The organism is Burkholderia sp. KBS0801, assembly GCF_005937855.2.
GTDB classification, from domain to species: domain Bacteria; phylum Pseudomonadota; class Gammaproteobacteria; order Burkholderiales; family Burkholderiaceae; genus Burkholderia; species Burkholderia ambifaria.
In genome coordinates this window covers 1,635,239-1,651,045 of the sequence record NZ_CP042177.1, presented here as the reverse complement: position 1 = coordinate 1,651,045, position 15,807 = coordinate 1,635,239, and the positions used below count along the sequence as shown (strand labels likewise).

Here is a 15,807-nt window from a genome sequence, read left to right as displayed (position 1 = left end):
CGCACAGGCGCATGGTCGATAGCGGAATGGATCGTGCAGCAGGCAGCCATTCGATGCGATGCCGACAGGCCGTCAGGCCTCGATCATATAGATCCGGTCGGCGACTTCCGTCCGGCCGATGACGCTGGTTTCGACGCCCGCCAATCGCCAGCCGTTGTGCTCGTAGAAGCCAATCGCGCGGACGTTGCCCTCGAGCACCAACAGATGAACCTTGTCCACGCCGATATTTCGCGTCCATGCGCGAACGGCTTCGATCATGTGCTTGCCGATACCGCTTCCGTGATATGCGGGAAGGACGTGAAGGCAATCGAGCAGGACACCCAGCGCCGGATCGACCGGTCTTTCGGCGCTCACGAAACCGATGGGCACGCCGTCGGACTCCGCGATCAGCACGAGGCCCCATTCCGCTTCGTTGCGATCGAAATAGCGCCGCCACCGCGTCGCGTGTTCCGTCGGCACCTCGTCGGACAGGTAGGCCGCGGGCAGGATATGGCTGTATGCGCTCTGCCAGCTCAGCGTGTGCAAGCGCGCAACGTTCTCTGCGTCGTGTGACGTCGCGCTGCGCAACGTGATGGTTGGGGATTCCGGCATGCTGGGGTCGCTTCCGTTGCGTAATCGAGGCCGGGAAAGTGTAGCAGTCGCGATGTTTTCAACGGCGAATTGCGTCGCTAAACGCATCGGATGTTGCACGGCGCCGCAGCTGGCGAAAAAATGCCCCGGCGCCTTCCGGGCGACGGGACCGAACGGCCCTGGAAAGTCGAGAGCACGAGGAATCGATACATTACACGAATGTAAGAATGTTAAGCATTGGCGGGTTGCGCCAAGTCACTGGTTTATTCCGCCAATATCACGCTCGACAATCCAGCCAACTTCAGAAGGCTGGCCATCCAATATCCATGGTGGCTCGACTAGCGCCCCAAGCCTTCGATCGCTATGCTATGGCGCATCATCTTGATCCCACTGAAAGCTTGTTGCGTACTTCCGCCGGGCGAGAAGTGTTCGTGCCGGCATCCCACGATAACAATCGCCGTAGCACGAGACGCAGGAGTGGAAGGAATGACCTTGATGAAAAGTCTTGGCCGCTCGATCGGTCCCATTCGCAAGCTCCACGATAACCGTAACGCACTGGCGGAAGCGCTTCGAGTCGCCGAACAGAGGATTCGCGATCTGGAAAATCAAGTGGAGGCGACTCGCGGCACGCCCTTCTTTGCCTATTACGCCAATTTTGACGCGCTTGAATGTATGCGTCGTCATGAAGTACACGACAGAAAGCCGACGCCTGGATTCCAGACGAACTGGCTTGGCGTGCTGGTGGACCCGAAAATTCTGCCTTTTCTTGCAGATCAGGGCGGCAAACTGGATCATTTTCCGCTGCCGGCCAACTGGCATGCCGATATTGCGGAATGGGCCTCGGCATTGCACGCCGTGGAATTGGCGCGCCCCGATACATTCACCATGATCGAGCTGGGTTGCGGCTGGGGTTGCTGGATGAATAACACTGGCATGGCCGCCAAACGTACCGGCCGAAAGGTGCATGTCATAGGCATCGAGGGCGACGAAGGCCACCTTGAATTCGCTCGAGAAGCACTCGCGCGCAACGGGTTCGCGCAGGGCGAATATACGCTGTATCGCGGCGTCGCAGCCGCGAGCGCGGGAAGCGCCCTCTTCCCTCGTCAGGAGCATGCCGGCCACTGCTGGGGGCTTGAGCCGGTTTTCGGCGCGACCAAAGAGCAGCAAGACGAGGCCGTGGCAAACGGCAGTCACGACATCTTGCCGATGATCTCTTTAGAGTCGGCAATCGGCGATCGAGATCGCATTGATCTCTTGCATGTCGACATCCAAGGCGGCGAGGCTGCGTTGATCGAATCGTGTCTGTCGCTCCTCAATGAGAAGGTCGCCTACGTTTTGATCGGCACTCACTCGAAGCACATCGAAGGGCGACTCTACGACATCCTGACGCCCGCCGGCTGGCTGATCGAAATGGAGAGGCCGGCTTTCTATCAGGTCAAGAACTGGATACCGGAGTTGATCGTGGATGGCGTGCAGGCTTGGCGCAATCCGCGTTTTGTCCCGCCAGGAAGTATTCAATAGAACGTCGCATCGCAGCGACGAGAAATGGCCGACCGCGATCACGACGAAGATCAGGAATCGAAGCGCCGACGTGCACGGATTCGCGGCACGTGCGAATCCGGAAATGACATATCGGCATTACGATCGACGGAAGATCGAATCAGCGGACGCGACGGCGTGAATTTTGAAATTCATACCACGGAAAGCAAAACAGGCGCCTAAGCGCCTGTTTTGTTAATGCACTCGGTGGGGTGGCTGATGGGACTCGAACCCACGACGACAGGAATCACAATCCTTATATCAGACTTCCGGCGCGGTTTTCGCGATCCCTCGCAGGAGGTCGCGCGCCATCCCCTGCCGCCTGCAGCGGGTTCGACGTCACCTGCGGCATGTATCCGACCAATACGCCGTACGGATACATGGCTGCCGTTGCGATCGACATATGATCCGTCGCGGCCGAGCCGGCCGCGAGCGTCGAATTCACCACGGCGAAGTTGTATGCGGAATCGCCGTCAGCCACGATGATGTCGAGGAGTGTGTCAGTCTGGCTCTCGCGCCCGCGCCGCACCGGCTTGATAAGACGGTCGAAGATGATACCTCAGTTGCCGTCGTAGCCAGCCTGCAACACGACCCGCGTGACTCTTTCTGCGCGTCGCGCCGTTGTCGTGGACACGTTGTAGACGCGGATCCGCGCCGAATTCGGCGTCTGCAGGTCGCCGCGCCGAACTCGGAACACGATGCGCAGATCGGACAGATCTAGCGCCTCGCCGCTGTCGAGCCCGATGATCAGCGATACCTTGCGGCCGAACTGCTGAATGCTCATTTGTGACGAGATCCAATAAAAAACCCCACCGAAGCGGGGTTCACTGAGACTCTGGTATGTTTACCGGCTCCTACACCCGTAATAAACCAGAGAGACCATGGTTACATCAAACAACAAGCCCGCGACTCCGCGGCCAAATCCTCAGCCAGTCTATCGCACGCCGTCACAGGATGGGTTCAACCGGACACCCCCAAAGAGTAACCCACCGCCCACGCCAGTGAAAAAATAGCGAAAACCAAGGGGCTGGCTACGGCCAGCCTCCTGATATTGTTCATCTTCTTCGACAAGTCGCTATTTCTCTTCGCAGCCTCATCGATGCGGCCTTGTAATCCAAGGATCTCCGCTTCTCGAAGTTCATTGAACGACAAGTCTGGGGCATCCAGATTCCGCGGCTCATTATAGATTTGCGGAATCGGCGAAATCATCAAGCACTCCTTGACGCAACGATAGGATAGCCATGTCATCCAAGCTGTAAAGACGGCAGCGCCAAATGAAAACCACGTCCAACTATGAGCGTCTAGCGCCTTAGCGGCATATGTCATACCACCGGCTGCACCGGCAAGTAATACAGTCAAGGTTGTGGAGGCCTCCTTGGCGATCGTATCGGCCGTGACGTGGTGCGCCTTCAAATTCTCGATTGCCAATTTCTCGATCCAATCGAGCCGGTCCTTCTGCTCTTTATCGTCGCTCATACTGTTCAAGTCTATCCGGTCATCCAATATACCTTAGTCGCGATGCCCAAATCCTCGTAGGTTGGAACGCCGTCCGGATCCGCAGCGCCTTGCACCGTAATGCTGCCGATCTTCTTCGGCGAGGTCATGATCATGTCGAGGATCATGCAATCACCCCTGCAGGAGGTCGATATTCACCGCGCGCTGCTGGCGCTCGACCGCGCGGCCGGCTGGGCAGGTACGCGCAGCGGATGAAATACCAACTGGTCGCGGCTGATGGGCCACTGTGAGAAGGAGGCAATGGCGCGCGGCGTGCGGTTCGAATGGTTCGCGCTGCGAGACATGCGACCGGCGGCCGTGACCGATCGGCAGGAGGAAGGCGACGACCGGATTATCGATTCGACCGGGCATGCAGACGAGCGCATGGTGCGGAAGAAGTACGATCGCCGTCGGGAACGCCGGGTTCGCGCAACGCGGTAGCCACCCGAAGTGGACCTCCGCCGCCGCCGTCACCTATACATCGACAAGATCGTGTCCGCGTGTTCCACAATCAAGTTGGGATCGAGCGTCAAAGCAATGTCACAGACGCTATACGCGCCCGTCGGTCCTAAACCCAAACCGCCGTTTTGGATCGTAATTGAGACTTTCCCCGACAACTGATCTCGGACGCTTTCAGACCATGCGTCCGAGATTGCCTGCTGCGCCGCCGGAATACTGATGGTGAACTTTTTGCCCCCACGCTTTGCTTCATTCCGACAATGATCGATTACGCGTTCGACGTCGTCTCGGATCGGCACCGTCACAAGCATGTTTCTCGCAAGAACTTCGCCGATCGTATACAGATCCTCAAAACGCTTGGTACCTGCAGCAAAACCGTCGAAATCCGTACGTAACGGCGAACCGGAGACTCCAAGCGCGCGCTGCAGCGACTTGAATGCGAACTCCAAATCCGAGGCACGGGTCGCCGAGATTGCATTTAGGGCGTTTAGTGGCGCAGGAAGTCCCGATGGGGTCACGCCAGAATGGCAGACCGGCAGCGCCATAATCCGATCGCCTCCAGAGGCCTTCTGGACTGCTCCTCGGCACCAAACCGCACCCAACTCGAAATTGACCCAAGGACGCCGCACTGATTTCGGACTAATCAGGTAGAACGCGGCGATGCAGTTGACGAGACCTGACTCGACCGCTTCCACGAAATGAGACCCAGCCGAGATCCCGGGCCCGCGAGCAATACCTTCATGGTCGGACGAGACGAACACCTCAACGAATCCGCCAAATTCAGTCTCGAGCGTGTCCTTGAACAGTTTTGCGAGCGCCCCTTCCTCGTGAATGTGGGAGATAAAGATCAGCGGCTTCTGCCCCGGCGCCATGATGCCTCCTCTGGCCAATGTTGTTAGACGCAAAAAGGCCCGCTCATTGGCGGGCCTTCATTATCCATCTTCCAAAACTTGTAACACGTCAGCGTGTTTCTGCTGCAAGTGCCTGAATTCGGTGGGGTGGCTGATGGGACTCGAACCCACGACGACAGGAATCACAATCCTGGACTCTACCAACTGAGCTACAGCCACCACTGATACTGCTTTGTTTCTTCGCTGTTTCGTTTCGTTCGTGTTCAGCAGCGAAGAACAAGATTATACGAACACTTTCCCGTCTTGCAAAGCATTTTTTTCGAAATTTTCGATCGCGTCGTTCAGATGCGTGCGCGCCTCGTCGAACACGGCCAGATCGCCGCGCGCGAGCTTCTTGTTGTCCGACAGCACGCGACGCCAGCCGCGTGCACCGCCGACGCCGCGATACAGCCCGAGTGCGTGCCGGACGATCGCGCCTAGATACGTGCCGCGCTTCAGTTCCGCCGCGCAGTATTCGATCAGTTTCGCCTCGGCCTCTTCGCGGGTCGGCACCGCCGCGGTCGAACCATAGAAGCGCGCATCGACGCCCGCGAGCACATACGGGTTGTGATAAGCCTCGCGGCCAAGCATCACGCCGTCGACATGTTCGAGATGCTGCGCGACTTCGTCGAGCGTCTTGATCCCGCCGTTGATCACGATCTCCAGCGACGGAAAATCGCGCTTCAGTTGATACGCATAGTCGTACTTGAGCGGCGGGATCTCGCGGTTCTCCTTCGGCGACAGCCCCTTCAGGATCGCGTTGCGCGCGTGCACGACGAACGTCTCGCAGCCCGCTTCCGCCACCTTGCCGACGAAGTCCCGCACGAACGCATAATCCTCGACCGCGTCGACGCCGATCCGGTGCTTGACCGTCACCGGCACCGACACCGCATCTCGCATCGCCTTCACGCAGTCGGCGACGAGCTGCGGCTCGTTCATCAGGCACGCGCCGAACGCGCCACGCTGCACGCGCTCGGACGGGCAGCCGCAATTCAGGTTGATCTCGTCGTAGCCCCATTGCTCGCCGAGTTTCGCGGCGCGCGCGAGATCGTCCCGCTCGCTGCCGCCCAACTGCAGCGCGACCGGCGATTCGTTCGGCGTGAACGCGAGGTGCCGCTGCGCATCGCCGAACAGCAACGCGCCCGTGGTGATCATTTCCGTATACAGCCACGTGTCGCGCGTCAGCGTGCGATGAAACGACCGGCAATGGCGGTCGGTCCAGTCGAGCATGGGCGCCACGGAGACGCGGCGGGGAGGAAGCGAGGACGGTGCGGACATGGAATTCGGGGCAGCAAGCGGCGCGGGAACAACCCGGCATTTTACCGCAACGCGACGAGCCCAGCCCGACAGGTTGACTAGACCGGCCCGCCCTCGCCGAGTTCGGCGTCGACGGCCCGCCGCGCCTCGTCGAGTACGCGCTCGATCACGCGCCGTTCGGTGAGCAGCATCCCGTCGACCTTCACGAGCCGCCAGTCGATCCGCACGGCCTCGCCTTGCAGCACGCGGTAGTGCGCATGCTCGCCGTCCCACACCTGCTCGGTCTTCACCTCGATCTCGTAGCCGCGGTACGGCTCGCTGAAATCGCCGAGATCGCTGCCCCTCGGTTCCATCGCTCGCTCCGTGGCGACGCAGCGCCAGGCCGCCTCGGCGGCCGGCGCCGCGCGCTCAATCGTATTCGTTAGACAAAACTGATTTGCCGTCGGAGGTCAGGTCGACGCGGTTGGCGGCCGCCTGGTAGATCAGCCCTTCGTTCAACAACGCATAGACGACATCGTCGAACGCGGCGGGGACCGCCCGGGTGTCGCCGAACTGGTCGACCCACTTCAGCACCTCGATGGCTTCGGGAGAAAGGATGGGCGTCATGCGTTGGCCTCCGGCGTCGGTGTCGTTCCATCCTAGCACTTCGTCCGGACGCCGAATACGGAGGCAAACGCGCGCCGCGAAAGCCGGTGCGTCGCGTACGGTCAGACCGCCCGCGCCGCGCCGGCGCGCCAACCCGCGCTCAGAGGCGCGCGATCGACACTTCGGTGGATTTCACGAGCGCGACGACTTCGGCGCCGACCTTCAGCTCGAGCTCGTCGACCGAACGCGTCGTGATCACCGACGTGACGATGCCGAACGGCGTCTCGACGTCGACCTCGGATACCACCGGCCCGCGAATGATCTCCTTCACCTTGCCCTTGAACTGGTTACGCACGTTGATTGCAGTGATGCTCATCGGGTTGATCGCTCCGAACAAAAAAGTCTGAGAACGGGCGGCCTGCGCCGCCCGGATTTAAACGGCCCAGCGAATCTGCCCGACCGGTCGTACGTGATCGACTTCACGCGCCGCCTCCTGATCGGCGCCGCCCGGCCCGCCCGCGAGCACGCGTTGCAGCACGCGGTCCTCCAGCGCGGCGAACGCGGCCGATGCGCGCGCACGCGGCCGATCGAGCGGTACCTGCTGATCGAGGGCGACACGCCCCTGCTCGATCAGCAGGATGCGGTCACCGAGCGCGACGGCTTCCTGCACGTCGTGCGTGACGAGCAGCGCGGTGAACCGATGCTCGCGCCACAACCGCTCGATCAGCGCATGCATCTCGATGCGGGTCAGCGCGTCGAGCGCGCCGAGCGGCTCGTCGAGCAGCAGCAGTTGCGGCCGGTGCACCAGTGCGCGGGCGAGCGCGACGCGCTGCCGCTGGCCGCCCGACAGCTGCGCGGGCCAGTCGTTCGCACGCTCGAGCAGTCCGACTTCGTCGAGCACCGCGCGGGCCCGATCGCGCGCGCCGCGCCCGAGGCCCAGCATCACGTTCTGCAGCACGGTCTTCCACGGCAGCAACCGTGCATCCTGGTACATGATCCGCGTGTCGAGCGTGCCGCCGCCCTCGCCGCGCGTCGCGAGCGCACCGCTGCTCGGCGTCTCGAGCCCGGCGACGAGACGCAGCAGCGTGGATTTCCCGCAGCCGCTACGGCCAACGATGGCGACGAAGCTGCCGCGCGCGATGCCGAGTTCGACGTTGTCGAGCACGGTACGCGTGCCGAAGCGCTTGCTGACGCCCGACAGCGTCACCGCATCGTCGGGTGCGGGGCTGCCGGTGCGCCGCCGCGCGAGCGGAACGACGGACGCACCGCCGTCCCGATCGACGATCGCCGCATTCCGTGCGTCGTCGTCTGTTACGCGTGCCTGTGCCAGTTCGGCCTCGAGGTCCGCGCCGGCGAGCGGGCCGTAGGCGGCCGCCGAAGTGGTCGCATTCATGCCTTTGCTCCTGATTGATAAGCGGGGTGCCAACGCAGCGTCGTGCGCTCGATCCATTTCGCCAGCACGTCGGCGAGCTTGCCGAGCACCGCATACAGCAGGATGCCGACCACCACCACATCGGTTTGCAGGAATTCGCGCGCGTTCATCGTCATGTAGCCGATGCCCGACTGCGCGGAAATCGTTTCCGCGACGATCAGCATCACCCACATCAACCCGAGCGCGAAGCGCACGCCGACGAGAATCGACGGCAACGCGCCGGGCAGGATCACATCGCGATACAGCGCGAAGCCGCGCACGCCGTAGCTCTTCGCCATCTCGATCAGGTTTGCGTCGACCGAGCGGATCCCGTGATACGTGTTGATGTAGACGGGGAAGAACACACCGAGCGCGACGAGGAACAGCTTCGCCTTCTCGTCGATGCCGAACCACAGGATCACGAGCGGAATCATCGCGAGCGCGGGGATGTTGCGGATCATCTGGATCGTCGAATCGAGCGCGACCTCCGCCGCTTTCGACAGGCCGGTCGCAAGGCCCAGCGCCAGGCCGACACCACCGCCGATCGCGAAACCGAACAGCGCGCGCCAGGTACTGACCTTCACATTCGCCCACATTTCGCCCGACGTCACGAGCGACCATGCGGCGCGCACGACCGCCACCGGTTCGGGCAGCACGCGGGTCGACAGCCAGCCGACGCGCGCGCCGACCTCCCACACGACCAGCAGCGCGAGCGGCACGAGCCACGGCGCGATCGCGCGCCACGCGCGGGCGGCCACGGCGGCGCCCGTCGTCGACGTTTTCGTTGTCATCGCAGGCCTCCTTCTCAGCTCTGGCTAGCCTTGGGCAGGTAGTTGTTGCCGACGATCTCGCCGAACGGCCCCGACAGCGGGCCGGACGGCCGCTTTGCGCCCTCACCCTTGATCAGCGGGAACACGAGCTCGGCAAAACGGTACGACTCCTCGAGGTGCGGATAGCCGGACAGGATGAACGTTTCGATGCCGAGATCCGCGTATTCGCGCATGCGTTCGGCGACCTGCTCGGGATTGCCGACGAGCGCGGTCCCGGCGCCGCCCCGGACGAGCCCGACACCGGCCCACAGGTTCGGATACACCTCGAGCGCGTCGCGGCCGCCGCGCTTGCCGCCGTGCAGCGCGGCCATCCGGCGCTGGCCTTCCGAATCCATGTTCGCGAATGCCTTCTGCGCGCGGGCGATCGTCTCGTCGTCGAGCCGGCTGATGAGGCGCTCGGCATCGCGCCACGCTTCGTCCTCGGTCTCGCGCACGATGACGTGCATGCGGATGCCGAAGCGGATCTTGCGGCCGCGCGATTCGGCGCGCGCGCGGATGTCGGCGATCTTCTTCGCGACGGCCTCGGGCGGCTCGCCCCAGGTCAGATAGGTATCGATGTGATCCGCGGCGATCGTGTGCGCGGCCGGCGACGACCCGCCGAACCACAACGGCGGATGCGGGCGCTGCACGGGCGGATAAAGCGCCTTGCCGCCCTTCGACTGAAGGTGCTTGCCGATGTAGTCGAAGCCGCCGTTGTCGTGCGATGCGGCGAGCAGCCCGCGCCAGATGTGCAGGAAATCGTCGGTGATCTCGTAGCGCGTGTCGTGATCGGCGAACAGTCCGTCGCCCTCGAGCTCGGCGGCGTCGCCGCCCGTCACGACGTTGATCAGCAGGCGGCCGCCCGACAGGCGGTCGAACGTCGCGGCCATCCGCGCCGCGAGGCCGGGTGATGCGATGCCCGGGCGCACGGCGACCAGGAACTTCAGGCGCCGCGTCGCGGGAATCAGGCTCGACGCGACGACCCACGCATCCTCGCAGGAGCGGCCGGTCGGCAGCAGCACGCCTTCATAGCCGAGCGTGTCGGCCGCGACGGCGATCTGCTTGAAGTAATCGTAATCCGCGGCGCGCGCACCTTCGGCGGTACCGAGGTAACGGCTGTCGCCGTGCGTGGGAATAAACCAGAAAACATTCATCTGCTGCTCCTGCTTGACTGTCCTTGCCGGAATCTGGATAAAACGAGGCCCTGCTCGCGTCGCGGATGAGCGACGCATGCATGATGTGCGTTCGAATCGGGATGGCTCGCCGGTCAGGCCGTGCAGCGGGCGAGTACGCGATTGCACGGCTGTTTCTGGGAAATCAGTCTATGGATCGGTGCGGGGCTTTGGAACGATTTTTTTGAGCTTAGGTTTTCCGCTTTCGTGATTAGCACGACGCTCCAGCGAATATCGCGGCGGCCGGGCCCTATAATGGCGCACCAATCCGAACAACTTCGCGCGGACGGCCCCGGCCAGCCGCGCCTGCAATGCACTCACCGATGCAGAAAGTCATCCTGCCATTCCTGTCCGGCTTCCTGGCCGCCCTCTTCTTTCGCGAAGCGACGCTCGCGCTGCTGCACACGGCCGACCTGATCGCCGCGGCCGGGTTCTCCACGCAACCGTTCGCACCGCTCGGCATTCCTGAATTTGTCGCGAACGCGCTGATCAGCGCGTGCTGTGCGATCCCGATGGCGTGGCTGCTGCGCGTGTCGCCGGAGCGCGAGGCGCCGTGGATCGGCGCGCTGGTGTTCGGCGGCATCGTGCTGACGGCCGCCCGCGTGTTCGCGATCGATCCGCTGCGCGGAATCTGGCCGTCGGGGAACATGATGCCGGTGCTCGCGTCTGGCTTCGCCGCGAACGCGGTCTGGGGCTTCGGCGCGCTCGTGTTCATGCGTGCGTTCATGTCGGACGATGCCGGCGACGACTGACGCACGTCTCGCGGCGAGGCCCCGGCCCGCTGCCGCCGAGCCCGACCGGCATCCGCCAATGAAAAGGCCGCCTGCACCTGCAGGCGGCCTTTTTGCTTTTCACGCCGATAGCGCGCGCGTCAGTCCTTCAGGTCGCGCAGCGGATGCGTGTCGGGCGTCCACGGGCTGTCGAACATCGCGAGCACGTCGGCGCGGTCGATATCGGCGGCCGACTTGAAGCGCCAGAGCGGCTGGTGGTCCTTGTCGACGATCAGCGCACGCACGCCTTCGATCACGTCGCCGTGCGCGAACGTCGAGCGCGTGAGGTCGAGATCGCGCCGCAGGCAATCGGCCATCGTCGCGCCACGCGCCCGTTCGACGACTTCGAGCGACACGGCCATCGACAGCGGCGACAACTGGCTGCGCATCGCATGGGTCGCCTTCTCGACCCATCCGTCGACGGCCGCGCAATCCTGCTCGGCGTCGAGTGACGCGAGGATCGCGCCGATATCGGGTTGCGCGAAATGCCGATCGATCCCGGCGCGCGCGTCGGCCAGCGCCGACGTGTCGGGCGTCGGCACGACCTTGTGCGCGGCGGCCGCGTCGGCCACGCACGCGACCGCCTGTGCGCCGCTGTCGATGCGCGCGCTGCGCAGCGTATCGAGCAGCGCCGGCAGCGCGGCATCGGGCAGATAGACGTCGGCGAGCTGCGCATACAGGGCGCCGGCCGCGTCGAGCGACGCGCCGGTCACCGCGAGATAGCGGCCGATCGCGCCCGGCGTGCGCGCGAGGAACCAGCTCATCCCGACGTCCGGGAACAGGCCGATGCGCGTTTCGGGCATCGCCATCTTCGTCGAATCGGTGACGACGCGCAGGCCGCCCGTATGCCGCGCGGCCTGCGAAATGCCCATGCCGCCGCCCATCACGACGCCGTGCATCAGCGCGATGTACGGTTTCGGATAGGTGAAGATCGTGTGGTTGAGCGTGTATTCGTCGATAAAGAACCCGTCGATCGCATCGCGGTCGCCGCGCTGCCACGCGTCGTGGAAGAAGCGCACGTCGCCGCCCGCGCAGAACGCGCGCGGGTGCGGGCTGTGCACGACGACGGCCAGCACGTCGGCGTCGTCGCGCCACGCATCGAGCGCCTGCTGCATCACGCGGATCATCCCGACCGACAGCGCATTCAGCGCCTTCGGCCGGTTCAGTTCGAGATAGCCGATGCGGTTCGCGACATACGTGCGCACCTCGGGCTGCGCGGGTTCGGCGGAAGCGGAATCGGAAATGGAAGCGGAATCGGTCATGTGAGCCGTCCGGCGTATCGCGGGCGCACGCTCAGTGCGCCTGCATCTTCGAGAACAGGTTCAGCACCACGACGCCCGCGACGATCAGGCCGAGGCCGATCACCGCCGGCACGTCCGGCACCTGACGATAGAGCAGCATCGCGACGAGCGTGATCAGCACGATGCCGGCGCCCGACCACACCGCATAGATGATGCCGACCGGCATCGTGCGCAGCGTGAGCGACAGACAATAGAACGCGATGCCGTAACCGGCCACGACGAGCGCCGACGGCCAGAAGCGCGTGAAGCCGTCCGCCGCGCGCAGCGCGGACGTGCCGACCACTTCCGCGACGATCGCGATCGCGAGCCATGCGTAACCCGGAAGCTGCATCGCTCAGCTCCTCGCAAGCGCGAGCGCGGCGTAGTCCTGCCCGAGCTCGGCGCACAGTGCTTCGACGACGAACTCGTGATCCGCGCGCTGCGGCAGCCCCGATGCGGTGATCGAGCCGATCACGCCGGCCCCCGCGACGGTCAGCGGAAACGAACCGCCATGCGGCGAATAGTCGGAGAGGGGCAGCCCGTGCTTGTCCGCGAGCGACGCGCCGGCCTGCTGCATGCGCAGGCCGATCGCATACGAACTGCGGCGGAAATGCGCGACGACGTTGCGCTTGCGGCGCACCCAGTCGGCGTTGTCGGGCGTCGCGCCGGCGAGCGCCGCGTAGAACAGCGGCTGGCCGAACGTGACGATGTCGATCGCGATCGCGTGACCGCGCGCCGTCGCGAGCGCATGCATGCGGTTGCCGAGCGCCCACGCGCGGGCCGGGTCGAAATGGGGAAACACGAGCGCCTGTTCCTGCGCGCCGATCGATTGCAGATCGTGAGCGATGTCCATGAATCCGTCGATGCAGTAGTAACAACAGTGGTGAGCATTGCAACGGCACCGATGCGATCGCGCACGGCTTCGCTGCAGGAATGAACGACACGAGCAAACCGTTCGATTCTAGCGCACGCCCCCGCCGTACCGGCCCCACAAGCTGCCAACGCGCGCCTGCGCCGCGATTGTCAAAAAGTGCTTGCATGCGTTTGGGATAGTCCATATAATTCATTTCTTCGACGGACGCGGGGTGGAGCAGTCTGGCAGCTCGTCGGGCTCATAACCCGAAGGTCGTAGGTTCAAATCCTACCCCCGCAACCAACGTCCCGATTCATGCAAAAAGCCCGGCTCCGCGCCGGGCTTTTTGTTTTTCCGCGCCCGTTCCCCCACATTGCGGTTGCGCTTCGCGCGGCACGCCGCGTGCATGCGCTCGCGTTCGAGAATGCCGCGCCCCGGTGATACACTCGCATTCACCTCGTCCCTTCCACTCGACATGAAATTCTGCTCCGTCTGCGGTCACGACGTCATCGCACGCATTCCTCCGGGCGATAACCGCGAGCGCTTCATTTGCGATCACTGCGGCACGATCCATTATCAGAATCCGCGCAACGTGGTCGGCACGGTGCCGGTCTGGGGCGATCAGGTGCTGCTGTGCCGCCGCGCGATCGAACCGCGCTACGGGTTCTGGACGCTGCCGGCGGGCTTCATGGAAATGGGCGAGACGACGGCCGAGGCCGCCGCGCGCGAAACGCTCGAGGAAGCCGGCGCGCGTGTCGAGGTGCAGAACCTGTTCACGCTGCTCAACGTGCCGCACGTGCATCAGGTCCACCTGTTCTACCTGGCGCGGCTCGTCGATCCGGCTTACGAGGCCGGCGAGGAAAGCCTCGAGGTCAAGCTGTTCGACGAAGCCGACATTCCGTGGGACGAGATCGCGTTCCCGACCGTCAGCCAGACCCTGCGCTTCTTCTTCGCCGATCGCGCCGCCGGCGACTACGGCGTGCATACCGGCGATATCTTCCGCTCGCTGCGCAACGGCTGAGCACGCCACCCATGGTCCCCTGGCTCGGCCCGGACGATCCGTTTCCGCCCGTCGAACGTGCGCTGGGCCCCGCGACCGGCGCGCCGGGCCTGCTCGCCGCGAGTGCCGACCTGCTGCCGTCGCGCCTGATCGAGGCCTACCTGCGCGGCATCTTCCCGTGGTATTCGGATGGCCAGCCCGTGCTCTGGTGGAGCCCCGACCCGCGGATGATCCTCGCACCGGCCGAATTCAAGGTGTCACCGTCGCTGCGCAAGACGCTCCGGCGCGTGCTGCGCGAACCCGCGTGGGAAGTGCGCGTCGACCATGACTTTGCGGGCGTGATGCGCGCGTGCGCGCAGGCGCCGCGCCGCGGGCAGCGCGGCACCTGGATTACAGCCGAGATCATCGACGCCTATACGTCGCTCTACCGCTCCGGCAACGCGCACAGCATCGAGACCTGGCACGACGGGCGCCGCATCGGCGGCCTCTACGGGGTGGCGTTCGGACGGATGTTCTTCGGCGAGTCGATGTACGCGGATGCCACCGATGCGTCGAAAATCGCGCTGGCGACGCTGGTCGCCCACCTTCGCGAGCAGGGGCTGGAGATGATAGACTGCCAGCAGAATACGTCGCATCTAGCGTCGCTCGGTGGCCGCGAGATCGCACGCAAGGCCTTTGTTGCTCACGTGCGCCGCGCGGTGGCCGAACCGCCGATTCCGTGGCAGTTCGACAAGCGCGTGCTCGCCGCGCTGACGGGCCCCGCCGAACCGGCGGCGCCCTCCGGGATCGAGCGCTAGCGCGGCACTCCTTCCCTGCATCGAGAGCTGCCCATGACTCACCCGACTGAGCTGCCGCTTTCACCGCTTTCGGCGCTGCAATTCTATGCAACGGCGCCCTATCCGTGCAGCTATCTGGACGGCCGCATCGCGCGCTCGCAAGTCGCGACGCCGAGCCACCTGATCAACTCCGACATCTATACCGAGCTCGTGAAGGCCGGCTTCCGGCGCTCGGGCGTCTTCACGTATCGCCCGTACTGCGACGGCTGCCGCGCCTGCGTACCGGTGCGCGTGCCGGTCGGCGCGTTCACGCCGTCGCGCACGCAGCGCCGGATGTGGAAGCGGCACCGCGCGCTCGTCGCGACCGTCTCGCCGCTGCACTACGACGAGGAGCACTACGCGCTCTACATGCGCTACCAGTCCGCGCGCCACGCGGGCGGCGGCATGGACCGCGACAGCCGCGACCAGTACGAGCAATTCCTGCTTCAGAGCCGGATCAATTCGCGCCTCGTCGAATTCCGCGACCTCGACGCGCCGGGCGGCGAGCCGGGCAAGCTGCGCATGGTCAGCATGATCGACATCCTCGGCGACGGGCTATCGTCGGTCTACACGTTCTTCGAGCCCGACGACCAGCACACGAGCTACGGCACCTACAACATCCTGTGGCAGATCGAACAGGCGAAGAGCCTCGGCCTGCCGTACGTGTATCTCGGCTACTGGATCCGCGAGAGCCCGAAGATGGCCTACAAGGCGAACTTCCATCCGCTCGAAGGATTGCTCGACGGCCGCTGGAAAGTACTCGATCCCGATCGTGTCGAGCTGCCGCCGGTCGACGCGGCACTGGCGCGCGCGCCGCTGCCGGGCGGACATTCCGGGTCGGGTTGACCATCCGCTTCCGCGGCGCGGCTTCGCGCCTGCAGCCGGCACCATTTCCACCCGTGC

21 protein-coding genes and 2 tRNA genes are annotated in these 15,807 nt (G+C 64.2%); 6 read left to right on the top strand and 17 right to left on the bottom strand.

From position 1 onward, the window contains the following. Positions 1–72 precede the first annotated feature (72 nt). The gene (locus tag FFI87_RS07955) at positions 73–591 is read right to left on the bottom strand and encodes a GNAT family N-acetyltransferase (protein WP_138848485.1); all 519 of its coding nucleotides are present in this window, start codon (positions 589–591) and stop codon (positions 73–75) included. A 465-nt stretch (positions 592–1,056) separates the two neighbouring features. Between FFI87_RS07955 and FFI87_RS07950 the strand changes: the two genes are divergently transcribed. Next, entirely contained in the window at positions 1,057–2,091 is a 1,035-nt protein-coding gene (locus FFI87_RS07950; protein WP_138847775.1) for a class I SAM-dependent methyltransferase, read from the top strand. A gap of 274 nt (positions 2,092–2,365) precedes the next feature. Here the strand turns inward: FFI87_RS07950 and FFI87_RS34815 are convergent, their stop codons facing one another. The 13 genes from FFI87_RS34815 to ssuD all read right to left on the bottom strand — a co-directional run bounded on the left by FFI87_RS34815 (position 2,366) and on the right by ssuD (position 10,168). Continuing rightward, entirely contained in the window at positions 2,366–2,590 is a 225-nt protein-coding gene (locus tag FFI87_RS34815; RefSeq protein WP_261378568.1) for a hypothetical protein, read from the bottom strand. Positions 2,591–2,668: 78 nt separating this feature from the next. Next, on the bottom strand, positions 2,669–2,893 hold the full coding sequence (locus FFI87_RS34810; protein WP_261378567.1) for a hypothetical protein: 225 nt from the start codon (positions 2,891–2,893) through the stop codon (positions 2,669–2,671). A gap of 176 nt (positions 2,894–3,069) precedes the next feature. Further along, on the bottom strand, positions 3,070–3,585 hold the full coding sequence (locus FFI87_RS07940; RefSeq protein ID WP_138848486.1) for a hypothetical protein: 516 nt from the start codon (positions 3,583–3,585) through the stop codon (positions 3,070–3,072). Between the two features lie 11 nt (positions 3,586–3,596). Next, positions 3,597–3,731 (bottom strand): hypothetical protein, encoded by a 135-nt coding sequence (locus FFI87_RS34805; protein ID WP_261378566.1) that lies wholly within the window; start codon positions 3,729–3,731, stop codon positions 3,597–3,599. 342 nt (positions 3,732–4,073) lie between these two features. Continuing rightward, positions 4,074–4,934 carry a toll/interleukin-1 receptor domain-containing protein gene (locus FFI87_RS07930; protein ID WP_138847777.1) on the bottom strand — a complete coding sequence of 287 codons (861 nt, stop codon included), beginning with the start codon at positions 4,932–4,934 and terminating at the stop codon, positions 4,074–4,076. A gap of 122 nt (positions 4,935–5,056) precedes the next feature. Further along, positions 5,057–5,132: transfer RNA gene (locus FFI87_RS07925), tRNA-His, on the bottom strand. 63 nt (positions 5,133–5,195) lie between these two features. Beyond that, a complete protein-coding gene (gene dusA, locus FFI87_RS07920; RefSeq protein WP_006758002.1) occupies positions 5,196–6,182 on the bottom strand; it encodes a tRNA dihydrouridine(20/20a) synthase DusA in 987 nt (328 codons plus the stop codon). Positions 6,183–6,307: 125 nt separating this feature from the next. After that, positions 6,308–6,562: a hypothetical protein gene (locus tag FFI87_RS07915; RefSeq protein WP_012363796.1), complete on the bottom strand. Its 255-nt coding sequence runs from the start codon at positions 6,560–6,562 to the stop codon at positions 6,308–6,310. A gap of 55 nt (positions 6,563–6,617) precedes the next feature. Then, positions 6,618–6,815, bottom strand: coding sequence for a hypothetical protein (locus FFI87_RS07910; RefSeq protein ID WP_138847778.1), 198 nt, complete (start codon positions 6,813–6,815; stop codon positions 6,618–6,620). A 139-nt stretch (positions 6,816–6,954) separates the two neighbouring features. After that, a complete protein-coding gene (locus tag FFI87_RS07905; protein WP_006400187.1) occupies positions 6,955–7,170 on the bottom strand; it encodes a molybdopterin-binding protein in 216 nt (71 codons plus the stop codon). Positions 7,171–7,227: 57 nt separating this feature from the next. Then, positions 7,228–8,187, bottom strand: coding sequence for an ATP-binding cassette domain-containing protein (locus FFI87_RS07900; protein ID WP_138847779.1), 960 nt, complete (start codon positions 8,185–8,187; stop codon positions 7,228–7,230). Continuing rightward, positions 8,184–8,996, bottom strand: a complete 813-nt coding sequence (gene ssuC, locus FFI87_RS07895) for an aliphatic sulfonate ABC transporter permease SsuC (protein ID WP_006751020.1) — start codon at positions 8,994–8,996, stop codon at positions 8,184–8,186. Before ssuC ends, FFI87_RS07900 begins: the two co-directional genes overlap by 4 nt. A gap of 14 nt (positions 8,997–9,010) precedes the next feature. After that, a complete protein-coding gene (gene ssuD, locus FFI87_RS07890; RefSeq protein WP_138847780.1) occupies positions 9,011–10,168 on the bottom strand; it encodes an FMNH2-dependent alkanesulfonate monooxygenase in 1,158 nt (385 codons plus the stop codon). Positions 10,169–10,509: 341 nt separating this feature from the next. Between ssuD and FFI87_RS07885 the strand changes: the two genes are divergently transcribed. Further along, positions 10,510–10,938: a hypothetical protein gene (locus FFI87_RS07885; protein WP_012363791.1), complete on the top strand. Its 429-nt coding sequence runs from the start codon at positions 10,510–10,512 to the stop codon at positions 10,936–10,938. Between the two features lie 119 nt (positions 10,939–11,057). Here FFI87_RS07885 and FFI87_RS07880 read toward each other — a convergent pair whose 3' ends face one another. From FFI87_RS07880 to FFI87_RS07870, 3 genes are read right to left on the bottom strand one after another with little or no spacing between them, the layout of a single operon-like run. Beyond that, positions 11,058–12,218, bottom strand: coding sequence for an enoyl-CoA hydratase/isomerase family protein (locus FFI87_RS07880; protein WP_138847781.1), 1,161 nt, complete (start codon positions 12,216–12,218; stop codon positions 11,058–11,060). 31 nt (positions 12,219–12,249) lie between these two features. After that, positions 12,250–12,588, bottom strand: a complete 339-nt coding sequence (locus FFI87_RS07875; protein WP_011656759.1) for a DMT family transporter — start codon at positions 12,586–12,588, stop codon at positions 12,250–12,252. Between the two features lie 3 nt (positions 12,589–12,591). Further along, positions 12,592–13,089, bottom strand: coding sequence for a heme-degrading domain-containing protein (locus FFI87_RS07870; RefSeq protein ID WP_012363789.1), 498 nt, complete (start codon positions 13,087–13,089; stop codon positions 12,592–12,594). Between the two features lie 226 nt (positions 13,090–13,315). Between FFI87_RS07870 and FFI87_RS07865 the strand changes: the two genes are divergently transcribed. The 4 genes from FFI87_RS07865 to FFI87_RS07850 all read left to right on the top strand — a co-directional run bounded on the left by FFI87_RS07865 (position 13,316) and on the right by FFI87_RS07850 (position 15,750). After that, positions 13,316–13,392, top strand: a tRNA-Met gene (locus tag FFI87_RS07865). 172 nt (positions 13,393–13,564) lie between these two features. Next, positions 13,565–14,110, top strand: coding sequence for an NUDIX hydrolase (locus FFI87_RS07860; protein WP_006751026.1), 546 nt, complete (start codon positions 13,565–13,567; stop codon positions 14,108–14,110). Between the two features lie 11 nt (positions 14,111–14,121). Continuing rightward, a complete protein-coding gene (gene aat, locus FFI87_RS07855) occupies positions 14,122–14,886 on the top strand; it encodes a leucyl/phenylalanyl-tRNA--protein transferase (protein ID WP_006751027.1) in 765 nt (254 codons plus the stop codon). 33 nt (positions 14,887–14,919) lie between these two features. Next, a complete protein-coding gene (locus FFI87_RS07850) occupies positions 14,920–15,750 on the top strand; it encodes an arginyltransferase (protein ID WP_126227785.1) in 831 nt (276 codons plus the stop codon). Positions 15,751–15,807: the final 57 nt, after the last annotated feature.